At 62.4% G+C, this 13,659-nt stretch carries 15 protein-coding genes; 12 read left to right on the top strand and 3 right to left on the bottom strand.

All coding sequences use genetic code 11. From position 1 onward, the window contains the following. Positions 1 to 4 precede the first annotated feature (4 nt). The 5 genes from AYX22_RS15655 to map are packed head-to-tail and all read left to right on the top strand — an operon-like array spanning position 5 to position 5,496. On the top strand, positions 5 to 808 hold the full coding sequence (locus tag AYX22_RS15655) for a glycosyltransferase family A protein (RefSeq protein ID WP_207597613.1): 804 nt from the start codon (positions 5 to 7) through the stop codon (positions 806 to 808). Next, on the top strand, positions 808 to 1,989 hold the full coding sequence (locus AYX22_RS15650) for a cytochrome P450 (RefSeq protein ID WP_207597612.1): 1,182 nt from the start codon (positions 808 to 810) through the stop codon (positions 1,987 to 1,989). The genes AYX22_RS15655 and AYX22_RS15650 overlap by 1 nt, the downstream gene beginning before the upstream one ends. Continuing rightward, complete coding sequence (locus AYX22_RS15645) at positions 1,982 to 3,727, top strand: class I adenylate-forming enzyme family protein (protein WP_207594232.1); 1,746 nt, start codon at positions 1,982 to 1,984, stop codon at positions 3,725 to 3,727. The genes AYX22_RS15650 and AYX22_RS15645 overlap by 8 nt, the downstream gene beginning before the upstream one ends. Then, positions 3,724 to 4,635, top strand: coding sequence for an NAD-dependent epimerase/dehydratase family protein (locus AYX22_RS15640; protein WP_207594231.1), 912 nt, complete (start codon positions 3,724 to 3,726; stop codon positions 4,633 to 4,635). The genes AYX22_RS15645 and AYX22_RS15640 overlap by 4 nt, the downstream gene beginning before the upstream one ends. Before the next feature lie 33 nt (positions 4,636 to 4,668). Further along, positions 4,669 to 5,496, top strand: a complete 828-nt coding sequence (map, locus tag AYX22_RS15635; RefSeq protein WP_207594230.1) for a type I methionyl aminopeptidase — start codon at positions 4,669 to 4,671, stop codon at positions 5,494 to 5,496. A gap of 117 nt (positions 5,497 to 5,613) precedes the next feature. Here map and AYX22_RS15630 read toward each other — a convergent pair whose 3' ends face one another. The 3 genes from AYX22_RS15630 to AYX22_RS15620 form a co-directional block, all read right to left on the bottom strand. Beyond that, positions 5,614 to 6,960, bottom strand: coding sequence for an ABC transporter substrate-binding protein (locus AYX22_RS15630; RefSeq protein ID WP_207594229.1), 1,347 nt, complete (start codon positions 6,958 to 6,960; stop codon positions 5,614 to 5,616). Positions 6,961 to 7,021: 61 nt separating this feature from the next. Continuing rightward, complete coding sequence (locus tag AYX22_RS15625) at positions 7,022 to 7,954, bottom strand: carbohydrate ABC transporter permease (RefSeq protein WP_207594228.1); 933 nt, start codon at positions 7,952 to 7,954, stop codon at positions 7,022 to 7,024. Beyond that, on the bottom strand, positions 7,951 to 8,937 hold the full coding sequence (locus AYX22_RS15620) for a sugar ABC transporter permease (RefSeq protein ID WP_207594227.1): 987 nt from the start codon (positions 8,935 to 8,937) through the stop codon (positions 7,951 to 7,953). Before AYX22_RS15620 ends, AYX22_RS15625 begins: the two co-directional genes overlap by 4 nt. Before the next feature lie 322 nt (positions 8,938 to 9,259). Here AYX22_RS15620 and AYX22_RS15615 point away from each other — a divergent pair, with 322 nt between their 5' ends. From AYX22_RS15615 to rplQ, 7 genes are all read left to right on the top strand, one after another. Then, on the top strand, positions 9,260 to 10,210 hold the full coding sequence (locus AYX22_RS15615; RefSeq protein ID WP_207594226.1) for a P1 family peptidase: 951 nt from the start codon (positions 9,260 to 9,262) through the stop codon (positions 10,208 to 10,210). A gap of 194 nt (positions 10,211 to 10,404) precedes the next feature. Next, the gene (gene infA / locus AYX22_RS15610) at positions 10,405 to 10,626 is read left to right on the top strand and encodes a translation initiation factor IF-1 (RefSeq protein ID WP_011775571.1); all 222 of its coding nucleotides are present in this window, start codon (positions 10,405 to 10,407) and stop codon (positions 10,624 to 10,626) included. A gap of 72 nt (positions 10,627 to 10,698) precedes the next feature. Further along, positions 10,699 to 10,812 carry a 50S ribosomal protein L36 gene (rpmJ, locus tag AYX22_RS15605; RefSeq protein WP_011775570.1) on the top strand — a complete coding sequence of 38 codons (114 nt, stop codon included), beginning with the start codon at positions 10,699 to 10,701 and terminating at the stop codon, positions 10,810 to 10,812. Positions 10,813 to 11,008: 196 nt separating this feature from the next. Further along, positions 11,009 to 11,386 carry a 30S ribosomal protein S13 gene (rpsM, locus tag AYX22_RS15600; RefSeq protein ID WP_011775569.1) on the top strand — a complete coding sequence of 126 codons (378 nt, stop codon included), beginning with the start codon at positions 11,009 to 11,011 and terminating at the stop codon, positions 11,384 to 11,386. A gap of 51 nt (positions 11,387 to 11,437) precedes the next feature. Further along, a complete protein-coding gene (gene rpsK, locus AYX22_RS15595) occupies positions 11,438 to 11,839 on the top strand; it encodes a 30S ribosomal protein S11 (RefSeq protein ID WP_014922380.1) in 402 nt (133 codons plus the stop codon). A gap of 149 nt (positions 11,840 to 11,988) precedes the next feature. Beyond that, a complete protein-coding gene (locus AYX22_RS15590; protein ID WP_011775567.1) occupies positions 11,989 to 12,999 on the top strand; it encodes a DNA-directed RNA polymerase subunit alpha in 1,011 nt (336 codons plus the stop codon). A 66-nt stretch (positions 13,000 to 13,065) separates the two neighbouring features. Beyond that, a complete protein-coding gene (gene rplQ, locus AYX22_RS15585) occupies positions 13,066 to 13,641 on the top strand; it encodes a 50S ribosomal protein L17 (protein WP_207594225.1) in 576 nt (191 codons plus the stop codon). Positions 13,642 to 13,659 lie beyond the last annotated feature (18 nt).

Below are 13,659 nucleotides of genomic sequence, written 5' to 3'. Positions count from 1 at the left end.
GGCCATGAACGCACGGCCGGAGCCTGCAAGCCCAGGGCTGGAAAGCAGCGCTCCCACCAGGCCGCTGTGTATCGCTGTTCCGATGCTGAACGAGGAGAAACTGGTACGTCAGACACTGCTGTCCCTGGCGGCCCAAGAGCACAAGGATTTCACGGTTGTTGTGGTGGACAACGGCTCCACTGATAACAGCCGTGGCATCGTGGCTGAGTTCGCCGCGGAACATCCCGGAATGGACATCCGGCTCCTGACCGAAGGGCAGAAGGGTACTGGGGCGGCAGCGGATACGGGCATGCGCTTCGGTGTGGAGCACGGCGCAGTATGGTTGGCCCGCACCGATTCCGATTGCCTTGCAGCTCCGGACTGGACTGCCAGGATCATGGCCGCCTTCGATGACGGGCTGGAACTGATCGCTGGTCAGCTTAATCCGAGGCTTGATGAGGGAATCAGCGCCGGTGAACGGCGGATGATGTTGCTCGCGGTGGAGGTGGCCTCATTCTTTGGGCGTATTCGTCCCGGCAATAAGGGCGAGGGGTACCTGGGGCCGTACCAAATGCTCCCGGGCTGCAACATGGCCATCACCGCAGATATGTACCACCGGTCCGGCGGATTCCCCCGCTCCAGCATCGAAGACCTCCATGAGGACAGGGCACTGTCCAACCGGGTCAGAAAGCTGACCCGGAACTACGCCCTGCGGCGGGATGTTGTGGTGTTCGGCTCATCACGCCGCGTCAAGGCCTGGGGCTTGAAGAACACTCTGGCGTGGTATGCAGACCACCGGTACCGTCCCGAGCACGTGGATATCCGGTGATGGCGGACGTGGCCACGGCGGAGCAATGGGAACGACGCATCCACCTGGGCGCCCACCCTCTGCTGTATCCGTTGATTCGAGGTTTGGGCAGCCTCCGTCCGGTGGTCAAGCTGCCAGGGTTGGGGGTGCTGGTCAGTGAAGCCGGCTTGGTTCGTGAGGTCCTCATGGACCAGCAGAGATTTGTCAAGAATGGCCGCTCGGGTTCAGGCGCCCTCTGGACTCCCGTGGTGGGCCCCAAAGCCTTGGTGAACATGGATGGAGAAGACCACAAGAAATTGCGGCAACGCCTCGGTGATCTGTTCACGCCGCGATCGGTAGCCGGGATAGTGGAGCCGGCGGCATCCGCCTTTGAGTCACGAATCGCCAAGGAACTGGACGCGGGACGTTCGGTGGACGTGGTGGAATGCGTGAAGGACCTGGCAGGGGGAGTGATCTCCCGGTTGCTGGGAGTGCCCGACGACGCGCCGGGCAGGCTACCCAACAAGGAACTCTTCAACCTGGGCTCTTCCATTTCCTCGCTTGTCCGCTTGGGGCGTCCCTCCCTGACGGCGCGGCAAATCGCGAAGGGGCGTTCCGCCGTCGGAATCCTGGCAGGACCGGCCAGGGTGGCTTACCGGGAGAGTGACCCCGGGACATTTCCCGGGAGGCTCCGGGAACTCGGCATGAGCGAGGAAGAAGCGATGGGCATCATCAGTGCCTTCGTCATGGTGGGCACCGAAACGCTGGTCTCATTCCTTCCGCGGATGGTGGCGCTCCTTACGGACAGCGGACGGGTGGAGGAACTGGCCAACCAGCGCTCAACCGTTCCTGCCGTGATCAATGAGGCCCTTCGCTTCACAGTGCCATCGCCCATGATGATCCGGGATGCAGTGGCCCCCGGGGTCATTGGAGGGACGGAGGTCCGGGCCGGCGACAGGATACTGCTGTCCACCGTCCATGCTGCCAAGAGCCTCCGCGGCTTTGACCCGGCAGAAGCCATACCCCCGCAAGCGCGTCAGCTGTGGTTCGGCGCGGGAGCACACTTCTGTATCGGCATGCCGTTGGCCATGGCCGAGATCAACGCAGCCTTGGACGTACTGCTGGACCGGTATCTTCAGCAACCCTGGACCATCCGGAGCCGCCGTGTCAGCAGAGGTGTTCTCATTCCGGGATACAAGAGTCTGGAACTGGCGAATGTCTGAGGAGACAGTTGAGCAGTCAGCGGGCACTGCCGACCTGATCGCCGCCGTATATGCAGCAGCGGAACGGTTCCCGCAACACCCGGCGATCACAGCCCCAGGCAAAGCACGCCGCATCAGGGGCGTGCGTGGTGCGGAGGCAGTGAAACCCGGACAGACCATCACCTACCGTGAGCTGGTGGACGGGATCGAGGCGACGGCGCTCAGCCTCCAGAAGGACGGATTCGGCTTGGGGGAGCGCATGTTGTTCTCCGTACGTCCCAGCCCTGCGGCGTTTGTCCTGGCCTTGGGCGCTGTACGGGCGGGTGGCTCGGTGGTGTTTATTGACCCGGGAATCGGTCCTTCCCTCTTTCGGGATCGTGCAGGGCTCGCGTCGCCGCAGTGGGCAGCCTCGGAGTCGCTCCTGTACGCGTTGAGCGCCAAGAGCCCTTTCCGTCCCCTTGCACGGAGACGGGGCCTGCTTCTCCCCGACTATGGCGCCATGGAGGTCCGCCACTACTACGCGGGACCGTGGTTGCCTGGCGTGCCACGGGGCGCGTCGCCGGTGAGGGCCCTGGCGTCGACGCGGATGGCAACGGGGGATGGCAAAATTGGCGGCGACGCGGTGAATGCGTCCTCGCAGGAAGCCGTCATCATCTTCACATCGGGGACTACCGGTGCTCCCAAAGGCGTGATCCACACCCGGGGATCGCTCGCCGCGGGCTTTGGACAACTCACCACGCGCTGCACCTTCAGGGAAGGCGACAGGGTCCACTCGGAGCAACTCATGATGGGCCTGCCCGCGCTCATTGCCGGTGCGCACTGGACCATGCCGGCGTACGGATTCTCCGCCCACATCGATCCTCTCCGGCTTGCGGGCGAACTTGGGCCTGTGGCCGGCCAAAAAACAGCGTACGACGGCGCCACCCACCTTTTCCTGGTGCCGTCACAGTTGGCGCCCATCCTGGACTCGATCGAGGAAGGAACGGTCAGGATGCCGGCATCGCTGAGGACAGTCATGCTTGGGGCGGCGCCGATCCTGGCGCCATTTCTGAAACGGGCCATGCAACTGCTTCCGGGCATCGAGTTCAAACTGATCTATGGCATGACCGAAGCGCTTCCAATCGCCATTGCCGACGGACACGAGAAATTGGCCTTCGCGTCAGGTGCAGAGGCTGAAGTAACGGCCCCCGACGGCACAGGCGAAGGTGACTTCCTGGGGGAGCCGCTGCCCGCCGTCGGAATCCGGGTGGCTGAAGACCACGAACTGTTGGTCCGGGGTCCCAATGTGTGCCACGGCTACCTGGGCGAAGACCCGATGGTGGAGCACGCGACGGGGGACCTCGTCCGGCTGGACCACGGCAGCGCCGGGGCGCCCAGGCTGGTGATGATCGGGCGTAAGAAGGACATGATCATCCGAGGGAAGACCAACATCTACCCGGCACTCTACGAGCCGGTCATTGCCGGGATCCCCGGGGTCCGGCAAGCAGTGATGGTAGGCGTTCCGGATGACGTCGGAGACGAGGCAGTGTGGCTGGCCGTCGTCGTTGCGGCTGGCGAAAGTGCAGCCCTGATGAAGTCGCGGCTTGCCCGAGACCTCCCACGGCTCATCGACGAATCCGCGCTCCCGGACCACATTGAAGTCCTGGAGTCCATCCTGTCCGGTGGCCGGCACCGGAAACCTGACCGTGCAGCATTGCGGCAGGAGTTCGCGTCACGCACCCAGCCAGAGGCAGACGCAGACGCAGCGGGAACACGGTGAAGATTGCAGTCACCGGCGCCACTGGGTTCATCGGGGGAGCCGTGGCCGCAGCTGCGGAGGCCCAGGGATGGGAGGTAGTCCGCTTCGCGAGACAGCACGGACCTGGCCTGAATTACTGGGATCTGACCGGGCTTCCCCCAGCGCGGCTTCCCGGCGTTGACGCTGTGGTGCACGCGGCAGCACACGTTGCCGATTGGGGTCCGTCTGCCCTCTTCCACCGGGCCAACGTCCTGGGCACCCGTGCCGTGGCCGAGGCCTTCGCTGGCACCCGCCTGGTCCACATCTCCAGTTCCAGCGTGTACCCGTGGTGGGAATCATGTGTCAACCGGGCCGAGGATGAGGTAGCCACACGCCACCTGAGTGCCTACGGACGCAGCAAGGCGCTCGCCGACGTCGAAGCCCGTCGCCATGGCAATGCCGTGGCACTGCGCCCGCACGGTGTCTACGGGCCGGGGGACCGGACGCTGCTGCCACGTCTGATCAGCAACATCAGGCGAGGCCATTTGCTGAGTGTCGGACATGCCCAGGTGAAACATCAATTGACGCACGTGGACAATCTGGTGCAAGCTACCCTTGCCGCCTGCCGCTCCGAAATCCGGGGCGCCGTCAACGTGGGGGACGCTGAGCCTGTTGAATTGGGTGGAGTGCTGCGCCAGGTGCTGGACTCCTCTGGATTCCACGGCGTGGACATCAGGTACCTTCCCGAGCCCGCGGCCATGGCTTTAGCCGGCATTTCGGAGGCGGTTTCACGGGCGAGCGGCCGGAATCCGCGGCTCACACGTTACGCGGTGAGCCAACTCGGGAGGGAGCGAACCTACTCCTTGGAACGCCTCCGGCACGAGCTGGGAATCGAGCCAATTTCGACCACAGTCTCGGATGCGGGAAAATGGTTCAAGCACGGAGCCTGATCGGCTCCGTCAGCAAACTTTCCAGAGGAGAACATGGCGTTCGGTCAGCCCCGCATTGAATACAAGACCAACGAGCAGATGCGCAAGATGCAGGAGGCCGGGCTTGTCCTGAGCCGTGCACTTGATGCTGCAGTTGCGGCGGCCAAGCCGGGCGTCACCACCAAAGACCTGGACGATGTTTTTGCCGCGGTCCTCAACGATGCAGGTGCCAAGTCCAACTTCCTCGGCTACCACGGCTTCCCCGCCACAATTTGCACCTCCGTCAACGAAGAAGTGGTCCATGGCATCCCCGGGACCAAGGTCCTCAAGGAGGGTGACATTATTTCCATCGACGGCGGCTGCATCGTGGACGGCTGGCATTCAGACTCTGCGCGGACGGTCATCGTGGGTACGGCGGATCCCGAAGACCAGCGGCTCTCCGACGTCACTGAGGCTGCCATGTGGCGTGGCATCGCCGCCCTTGCCAACGGAAAATTCGTCGGAGACATCGGCAACGCGATCGATGACTACGTCTCCTCCGTCCACGGCAAGCCCTTGGGCATCCTGGAAGACTACGTAGGGCACGGCATTGGCTCCGAAATGCACATGGCCCCGGATGTCCTGAACTACCGGACCGGCCACCGCGGACCGAAGATCCGCCCAGGCCTGTGCCTGGCCATCGAACCCATGCTGGTGCGCGGGGGCATCGAAACCGCCACCCTCGACGACGACTGGACCGTTGTCACCACTGACGGCAAGCGTTCCTGCCAGTGGGAGCATTCTGTCGCCGTCCACGAAAAGGGCATCTGGGTCCTGTCCGCCCCGGATGGGGGCGCCGAGCAGTTGGCGCCGCTCGGCGTCGTGCCTGTACCGATCCCGTAAGGCCTGTACCGATCCCGTAAGGCCTGTACCAATCCCGTAAGACCCGGGCCGTACGCCCCGAAGCACAAGAGCCGGGCTGCTGAAGCAGCCCGGCTCTCTTCATGCCTGGAGGAGAAATCAGGCCTTCAGCTTCGGCTTCACATCCGTGGTGTAAATGCCCTCGAGCGTCTTCTTAAGCTCGGTCATGGTTGCCTGCACGTCGCCCTGCTGCGTGAGGATCTTGGCAGCGGCCTTGGCCATCTCCTGGTCCGCACCCGGCAGGAACACGCGTGCGTTGTCCTGGACCTTGGTCACGGCGAGCTGGTCCATGGCGGTCTTGATTTGCGGTGTCGCGGCGAGGACAGCGGACATGTCGGCCGAGAGACGCGTGGGCATGTACCCGGTGGCAGCGGAGAAAGCGGCGGTGTTCTCCGGTTCGGTCATGAACTTCAGGAACGTGGCCGCAGCAAGCTGTTCCTCCTTGGTGATGCCGCTCGGGATGCCGAGACCGGCACCGCCCGTGGGGCAGACCCCGCTGGGCACTTCGGGCCCGCCCGGAAGGAAACCGACGCCAACGTTGAACTTGGCTGCCTTCAGGACGCCCAGCAAGGAACCAGTGGAGGAAATGGTGGACGAGGTGATGCCCGCGGCGAAGTCGTCTGCGGCTTCCTTGGACGAAACGCCCGCCCAGCCCTCCTTGTAAATGGAATCCTGCGCCCACTGCAATGCAGCGACTGACTCGGTGGAATCACACGTGATGTCCCAGTCCTTGGACCAGCTGCCGCCCCAGCCCCACAGGTTGTTTTGCAAGGTCCAGCCCGCGTAGCCGGCAAGGGCCGGGTAGATGTAGGCATACTGTGCGCCGGACGTGGCCTTAAGCTTCGGGGCCCACTCCGCGAATTCCTGCCACGTGGCCGGTGCGCGATCAGGGAGGCCCGCCGCCTTGAAATGGTCCTTGTTGTAGTAGAACAGCGGGGTGGACCGGCCGTAGGGGAGCGCCCACTGCTTGTCGTCGTACTTGTAGTCGTCCACCAGCGACTTCTGGAAGTCGTCGATCTTGATGTCCAGCTGCTTCACCAGTCCATCGATGGGGATGATGCTGCCATTGGAGAAGTAGCGGAACCACCACACATCAGAGAGGACAACCAGCGCCGGTAGACCCGTCTTGGCTGCCTGCGAGGTCTGGAACTTCTGGGCGATCTCCTCGTAGTTGGCCCCGGCCGTGACGAGGTTGACTTTAATGTCCGGGAACTTGGCGTGGAACTTCTCAATGATCGCCTTCTCCACGTCCTGCGACTTGCCTGGGTGGTTGGTCCAGAAGTCGATGGAGCCAGCCGGCTTCACGCCGCTGAAATCGATCGCTGCGGTCTCGACGGCGTCTGCCGTGCCCGCCGTCGAAGGTCCGCCACAGGCGGCCAGTGCCGCGGCTCCGGCGCCCAGTCCGGCCAGGCCCAGGAAATGTCGGCGGTCAAGGTTGGTACGCATGGTGCTTCCTCTCAATAACTTCACTAGGGTATTTCGATGCGAATGGTGCGGAGGGAGAAAATCAGCCGGTGACGCTTCCTTGGGTCAGGCCGGCCACGATGTAGCGCTGGAGTGCTGCGAACACCAGCAGGATGGGGACGATCACCAGAACGGCGCCGGCCATGAGGATTCCCCAGCCTGCCCCATTGCCTTCCGAGTTCTGCAGCAACGTCAGGCCCACGGGCAGCGTCATGGTTTCGGGGCGGTCAGTGATAATGAGCGGCCAGATGTAGTCGTTCCATTCACTGACCACGGTCACCAACGCCACAGTGGCGATGGACGGGACCGAGACCGGCACAATGATCTGCCACAAGCGCCGCCAGTGGCCGGCACCATCGATTTCGGCCGCTTCGAGGATCGATGGCGGCAGCGTCAGGAAGTGCTGGCGCAGCAGGAACGTCCCAAACGCTGTGCCGAGGCCGGGGAGGATGATGCCCCACAACGTGTTCTTCCCGCCCATTCCTGCAATGAGGATGTAGTTGGGCAGGATGGACACTTGGGCCGGGACCATGAGGGCTACCAGAATCAGCACGAAGATCACGTTCTTGAACGGGAATCGCACGAACACGAGGGCGTAGGCAGTCAGGATGGCCAGGACGACCTTGATGGATGAGCCGATGACGGTAACGATCAGGCTGTTGGCGAAGAACTGCGCAAACGGGACGGTGGTCATCGCCGTGGCGTAGTTCTCCAGGTTCAGGGACTCCGGCAGGATCTTCAAATCCATGGTGACGATCTCGCCCGGCTGCTTGAAAGAGCTCAACAGCATCCACAGCAGGGGCAGGAACACCACCAGTGTGGCAATGATCAACGGGACGTACCCGGTTGCGACAGTCTGGAGCAGGTTGGCGCTGGAGAAGGGACGCGGCCGTTGCGGTTGCTGCGACTCTTGCCGGTTGTCCTGCTGTGAGTCCTGTGGGGAAGGCACGACGGCGGCTGGTAACGGTGCGCTCATGAGTAGTGGACCTTTCGCTCAACGAACCGCAGTTGGAGGACCGTGATGATCAGCAGGATGGCGAAGAGGATCACCGAGATCGCGGCGGAATACCCGGCCCGGTTATAGGCGCCGAATGCCTGCAGATACGCCTCATAAATCAACGTGCTGGTGCCGTTGCCCAACGGAGTCATGATGCGGATGAGGTCGAAGGCCTGCAAAGAGCTCAGCATGGTGGTGATCAAGAGGAAGAACGTAGTGGGGGAAAGAAGCGGCATGGAGATGTTGAAGAACCTCCGCACGCTGTTTGCCCCATCAAGCGCTGCAGCTTCCATGACGTCGCGGGGAAGGGACTGCAACCCGGCGAGGTACACCACGGCGCAATAGCCCAGGTTCTTCCAGATGTAGACGATGATGACCATCACCAACGACAACTGGGGATCGTTGATCCACTGTGGGCTCTGCTGCCCCATTCCCCGAAGAATCCACGCCAGCACGCCGTAGCCGGGATCGAAGATGAACAGCCACACCAGGCCGACGCCCACCCCGGACAGCACGTAAGGGGCAAACACCGCGGACCTCGCAAAGGTGGTTCCACGGACCTTCGAGTTCAACGCCAGGGCAACCAGCAACCCGAGAACCATCGACCCACCCACCGTCACCAACGTAAAGACGGCTGTGGTCCCCAGAACCTTGGACGCATCCTCGCTGGTGAAGAAGGTGACATAGTTCTGCAGCCCCACCACCGTGGCCGACGCCGAACCCAGCGTCCAATCCAGCGTGGAGTAATAGATGTTGTTGATCAGGGGCCAATACGTGAACGTGCCGATCAACACTAGGTTCGGCAAAGCCATGGCTAGGAAAACCATGAAGTCTTTGCGGCTGCGGCCAGACCAGCCCCTTCTTACCGGAGGGTGCTGGGCGGCATCGACGGGCGGAACCGGCGGCGTGGAGTCCGGCCTGCCTGCAGGCGCGGTGCTGCTGTGAATCTGTCGGGTAGTCATGGGTCACTAACGTTTTTTGGCGAACGTGGGGCAGCCAACTCCCGGAACGGGGCGGCGAAGACAGGCCTAGCTCACCACACGCACAGCGGCTGAATGGGCCGAATACGCGGTCCGTAGCGATAGTTGTCTGACACTTCCCAACCCGTTTACTCGGCGTTACTCGCTTGTTCGTATTCGAGGCCGGGCTCCCACTTTGCCCTTCATCGGTGGCAGCCAATTGGCTGCCACCCTCTGCGCGCTCGGTCGTTCCTCCCTTAGACGCGCGCTGCCGGGTGCCAGTCAATTCGCTGAGTCCGCCTTCGTGCAGGTGGAGAATGGAGCCATGAATTCGATCACCGATGTTGCCGGCATACGGGTTGGGCATGTGCAGAGGGTGGGGGAGGGGTGGCTGTCCGGGGTGACTGTTGTTCTTCCTCCCGTGGGGACCGTGGGGTCTGTGGATGTTCGCGGTGGAGGTCCTGGGACTCATGAGACCGACGCACTGGATCCCACCACGCTGGTATCCACTGTGGATGCCGTGGTGCTGACCGGGGGCAGCGCTTTTGGGTTGGCCTCGGCTGGCGGGGCCCAGTTGTGGTGCGAAGAACAGGGGAGGGGCTTCGCTGTTCCCGGAACTGTGGTGCCGATTGTGCCTGCGGCCGCCATCTTCGACCTCGGGCGGGGCGGTGACGTGAAAGCTCGACCCGGCGCCGACATGGGATACCAGGCAGCCGCTGCAGCGTTCGCCTCAGGTGACCATGCCGTCGTCGAACGTGGAAACGTGGGTGCGGGGACTGGTGCCGTTGTTGCGCGCGGGCAGTACAAAGGTGGCATCGGAACGTCGTCCATCACCCTCGACGGCGGCGTGATTGTGGGGGCCATCGCGGTAGTAAATGCGCTTGGTTCGCCGGTGTTCAGCGCGACAGGGCCACAACCCTCTGCCGGCCCGGGGGTTCCACCGCAGGGGCTCAACACGACGTTGGTGGTGGTCGCTACGAATGCTGCCCTTGATGTTGCCGAATGCAGGCGGACCGCCAGTGCCGGGCATGCGGGGTTGGCCCGGGCCTTGGATCCGTCGCACACCCTTGCGGACGGTGATACCGTGTTCGCTTTGGCGACAGGCGCCGTCGTGCTGGATCGCAGTACTGAACAGGCGCGGCAAGTGTCGCTGATAACGCTTCAAAGTGCCGCGGCGGAAGCCGTTCGGCTCGCGATACTCGACGGCGTCGGGGCTGCGGAAAGTGTCTCGACGGCGGCAGGTGAATTCCCGGCTTTCAGGCCCGCAGGGGAGTGACGGCGGGGGACCCTTGCGCTACCATGGACGGATTTAACTTTCCGGCCTGATTGGCGTAGAGTTATTTGTTGGTTGTCTGTGCAGCCACGCCCTTTTTAGTGTCGTGGTTCAAGAGGGCCAAGCAAACAAAAAACGTCCGCTGGATCTTCGGTGCCTAACTGAAGGACAGCGGCAAACAACAGTTAGCGGAGGATATGGCCAAGAAGGACGGGGTCATTGAGATCGAGGGCGTTGTGACTGAGGCGCTGCCCAATGCGATGTTTCGCGTTGAGCTCACCAACAAGCACGTCGTTCTCGCACACATCTCTGGGAAGATGCGACAGCACTACATTCGAATCCTCCCCGAGGACCGGGTAGTGGTTGAGCTGAGCCCATACGACCTCACACGTGGTCGTATCGTCTACCGCTACAAGTAAATTGCTGGGCGGCCAGGCAATAGTGCCTAAGCCGCTCCAGCAGATCAACTGCAAAACACGCAAAGGAACGCCATGAAGGTCAAGCCGAGCGTCAAGCAGATCTGCGACAAGTGCAAAGTGATCCGCCGTAACGGCCGGGTCATGGTGATCTGCGAGAACCCGCGCCACAAGCAGCGCCAGGGCTAATTCCCCTTCCGGGAATCAGCGCCCGCAAGGGCAAACCTGGGTTGCTAGCCCACGCAAGTAAATAAAGGCAGCACAAGCTGTGCCAGGACTGCAGTATAGAGCCTGGTCAGCGAACCCCCGGTCGGAGGCTGGGGCCACACGGAACGTGTGGGTGTACTGCCTACGACCTCCGGTTTATTCAAGGAGTACCGCCACTATGGCTCGTCTCGCTGGCGTAGACATTCCCCGCGAAAAGCGGTTGGAAATTGCGCTTACTTACATCTACGGCGTGGGCAAGACCCGTGCACACGAAACCCTGGCTGCCACTGGCATCAGCGCCGACGTTCGCGTCAAGGACCTGACTGACGCCGAACTGGTTCAGCTGCGTGACTACATTGAAGGCAACTACAAGGTTGAGGGTGACCTTCGCCGCGAGGTAGCCGCTGACATCCGCCGCAAGGTAGAGATCGGCAGCTACGAAGGCCTGCGCCACCGCAAGGGCCTGCCCGTACGCGGACAGCGTACGAAGACCAACGCTCGTACCCGTAAGGGCCCGAAGCGCACCGTCGCCGGCAAGAAGAAGGCCGGACGTTAATCCCTCGGGATTGATCCGGTTTTCCCCCGATAACTTTCTGTAGGAGAAACAATGCCCCCGAAGACTCGTGGAGCGGTTCGTAAGCCGCGTCGCAAGGATAAGAAGAATATTGCGCTTGGCCAGGCGCACATCAAGAGCACCTTTAACAACACCATCGTGTCCATCACGGACCCGAACGGTGCTGTCATCTCATGGGCTTCCGCCGGTGAGGTTGGCTTCAAGGGCTCCCGTAAGTCCACTCCCTTCGCCGCCCAGATGGCTGCTGAAGCCGCTGCAAAGCGCGCTCAGGAGCACGGTCTGCGCAAGGTTGACGTATTCGTCAAGGGCCCGGGATCCGGACGCGAAACCGCAATCCGTTCGCTTCAGGCCGCTGGCCTCGAGGTTGGCTCCATCCAGGACGTCACCCCCAGCGCCCACAACGGTTGCCGCCCGCCGAAGCGCCGCCGCGTCTAATTAGGTCTTCCCTGCCTGACTGGCCGGGCCTGCTGTGGAGAGTTTCGACCCTTCATAAGCATGGCCCGGCTGGTCAGGCTGGAAACCGAAGCCGATTTCCACCACCTGTGTTGCGTCATATAGCGGATGCTCGCCGAAAGGAAACCTAAGTGCTCATTGCACAGCGCCCCACCCTGTCTGAAGAAGTTGTATCCGAGAACCGCTCCCGTTTCATCATTGAACCGCTGGAGCCGGGCTTCGGCTACACCCTCGGAAACTCCCTCCGCCGTACCCTGCTCTCCTCCATCCCCGGTGCCGCTGTAACCAGCATCCGGATCGATGGCGTGCTGCACGAGTTCACCACGGTTCCGGGTGTCAAGGAAGATGTCACCGAGATCATCCTGAACATCAAGAACCTTTCGGTTTCCTCCGAGCACGATGAGCCGGTTGTTGCGTACCTGCGCAAGCAGGGCCCCGGAGTCGTCACCGCCGCGGACATCGCTCCGCCGGCCGGCGTCGAATTCCACAACCCGGATCTGCACATTGCCACTCTGAACTCGAAGGGCAAGTTCGAACTCGAACTGACCATCGAGCGCGGCCGTGGCTACGTTTCGGCAGCTCAGAACAAGTCCGGCGACTCCGAGATTGGCCGTATTCCGGTTGACTCGATCTACTCGCCGGTCATGAAGGTAACTTTCCGCGTGGAAGCTACCCGTGTTGAGCAGCGCACCGACTTCGACAAGCTCATTGTCGACGTCGAGACCAAGCAGGCAATCGCTCCGCGCGACGCTGTTGCTTCCGCAGGCACCACCTTGGTGGAACTGTTCGGTCTGGCTCGTGAGCTGAACACCGCAGCTGAAGGTATCGAGATTGGCCCGTCGCCGACGGACGCTGCCCTGGCAGCTGACATGGCTCTGCCGATCGAGGATCTGGACCTCACCGTCCGTTCCTACAACTGCCTCAAGCGTGAGGGCATCCACACCGTGGGTGAACTCGTTGCCCGCTCCGAGGCTGACCTGATGGACATTCGTAACTTCGGTGCGAAGTCCATTGACGAGGTCAAGGCAAAGCTCGTGGAACTGGGTCTGTCCCTCAAGGACTCCCCTCCCGGTTTCGATCTCGCAGCCCGCGCCGCAGCCATCGAAGAGGACGACGCCGCGTTCAGCGACGACGAGCTCTAAACAGCAGATCTTGGCCGCTGGGTCCAGCAATGGACCTGAACGGCTTACATAACAGGAGAAATAACTATGCCTACCCCCACTAAGGGTCCGCGCCTCGGAGGCGGCCCGGCTCACGAGCGCCTGATGCTCGCGAACCTGGCAGCTGCTCTGTTTGAGCACAAGCGCATCACCACCACGGTCACCAAGGCCAAGCGCCTTAAGCCGTACGCAGAGCGTCTGGTCACCTTCGCCAAGCGTGGCGACCTCGCTTCCCGCCGCCGCGTTCTCGGCCTGATCAGCGACAAGGGCGTTGTCCACGAGCTGTTCACCGACATCGCCGGCGCCGTTGCCAACCGCGATGGTGGCTACACCCGCATCACCAAGATCGGCAACCGCAAGGGCGACAACGCTCCCATGGCTGTCATCGAGCTCGTTCTCGAGCCGGTCTCCCCGAAGCAGGCCGTTGTTGCTGAAGCAACCGCTGCCGCTGCCAAGGCTGCTCCGGCTGCTGAAGCTCCGGCTGCTGAGGAAGAGGTCGTTGAGACCGAAGCTGTAGAAGCAGAAGCTGCTGAGACCGAAGAGGCTCCGGCCGCTGAAGCCGACGCTGCTGAAGCTGAAGCCGCTGAAACCGAAGAGGCTCCGGCCGCTGAGGACAAGAAGTAATTCACTGAATTCTTCGCA

The sequence above is a fragment of the Arthrobacter sp. D5-1 genome, assembly GCF_017357425.1.
GTDB lineage: Bacteria > Actinomycetota > Actinomycetes > Actinomycetales > Micrococcaceae > Arthrobacter.
This window is presented reverse-complemented; position numbering and strand designations above follow the sequence as displayed.

Coding starts and splice junctions, on each gene's coding strand:
- AYX22_RS15655 (WP_207597613.1), top strand. CDS start 5: ATGAACGCACGGCCGGAGCCTGCAAGCCCAGGGCTGGAAAGCAGCGCT.
- AYX22_RS15650 (WP_207597612.1), top strand. CDS start 808: ATGGCGGACGTGGCCACGGCGGAGCAATGGGAACGACGCATCCACCTG.
- AYX22_RS15645 (WP_207594232.1), top strand. CDS start 1,982: ATGTCTGAGGAGACAGTTGAGCAGTCAGCGGGCACTGCCGACCTGATC.
- map (WP_207594230.1), top strand. CDS start 4,669: ATGGCGTTCGGTCAGCCCCGCATTGAATACAAGACCAACGAGCAGATG.
- AYX22_RS15630 (WP_207594229.1), bottom strand. CDS start 6,960: ATGCGTACCAACCTTGACCGCCGACATTTCCTGGGCCTGGCCGGACTG.
- AYX22_RS15625 (WP_207594228.1), bottom strand. CDS start 7,954: ATGAGCGCACCGTTACCAGCCGCCGTCGTGCCTTCCCCACAGGACTCA.
- AYX22_RS15620 (WP_207594227.1), bottom strand. CDS start 8,937: ATGACTACCCGACAGATTCACAGCAGCACCGCGCCTGCAGGCAGGCCG.
- AYX22_RS15615 (WP_207594226.1), top strand. CDS start 9,260: ATGAATTCGATCACCGATGTTGCCGGCATACGGGTTGGGCATGTGCAG.
- infA (WP_011775571.1), top strand. CDS start 10,405: ATGGCCAAGAAGGACGGGGTCATTGAGATCGAGGGCGTTGTGACTGAG.
- rpmJ (WP_011775570.1), top strand. CDS start 10,699: ATGAAGGTCAAGCCGAGCGTCAAGCAGATCTGCGACAAGTGCAAAGTG.
- rpsM (WP_011775569.1), top strand. CDS start 11,009: ATGGCTCGTCTCGCTGGCGTAGACATTCCCCGCGAAAAGCGGTTGGAA.
- rpsK (WP_014922380.1), top strand. CDS start 11,438: ATGCCCCCGAAGACTCGTGGAGCGGTTCGTAAGCCGCGTCGCAAGGAT.
- rplQ (WP_207594225.1), top strand. CDS start 13,066: ATGCCTACCCCCACTAAGGGTCCGCGCCTCGGAGGCGGCCCGGCTCAC.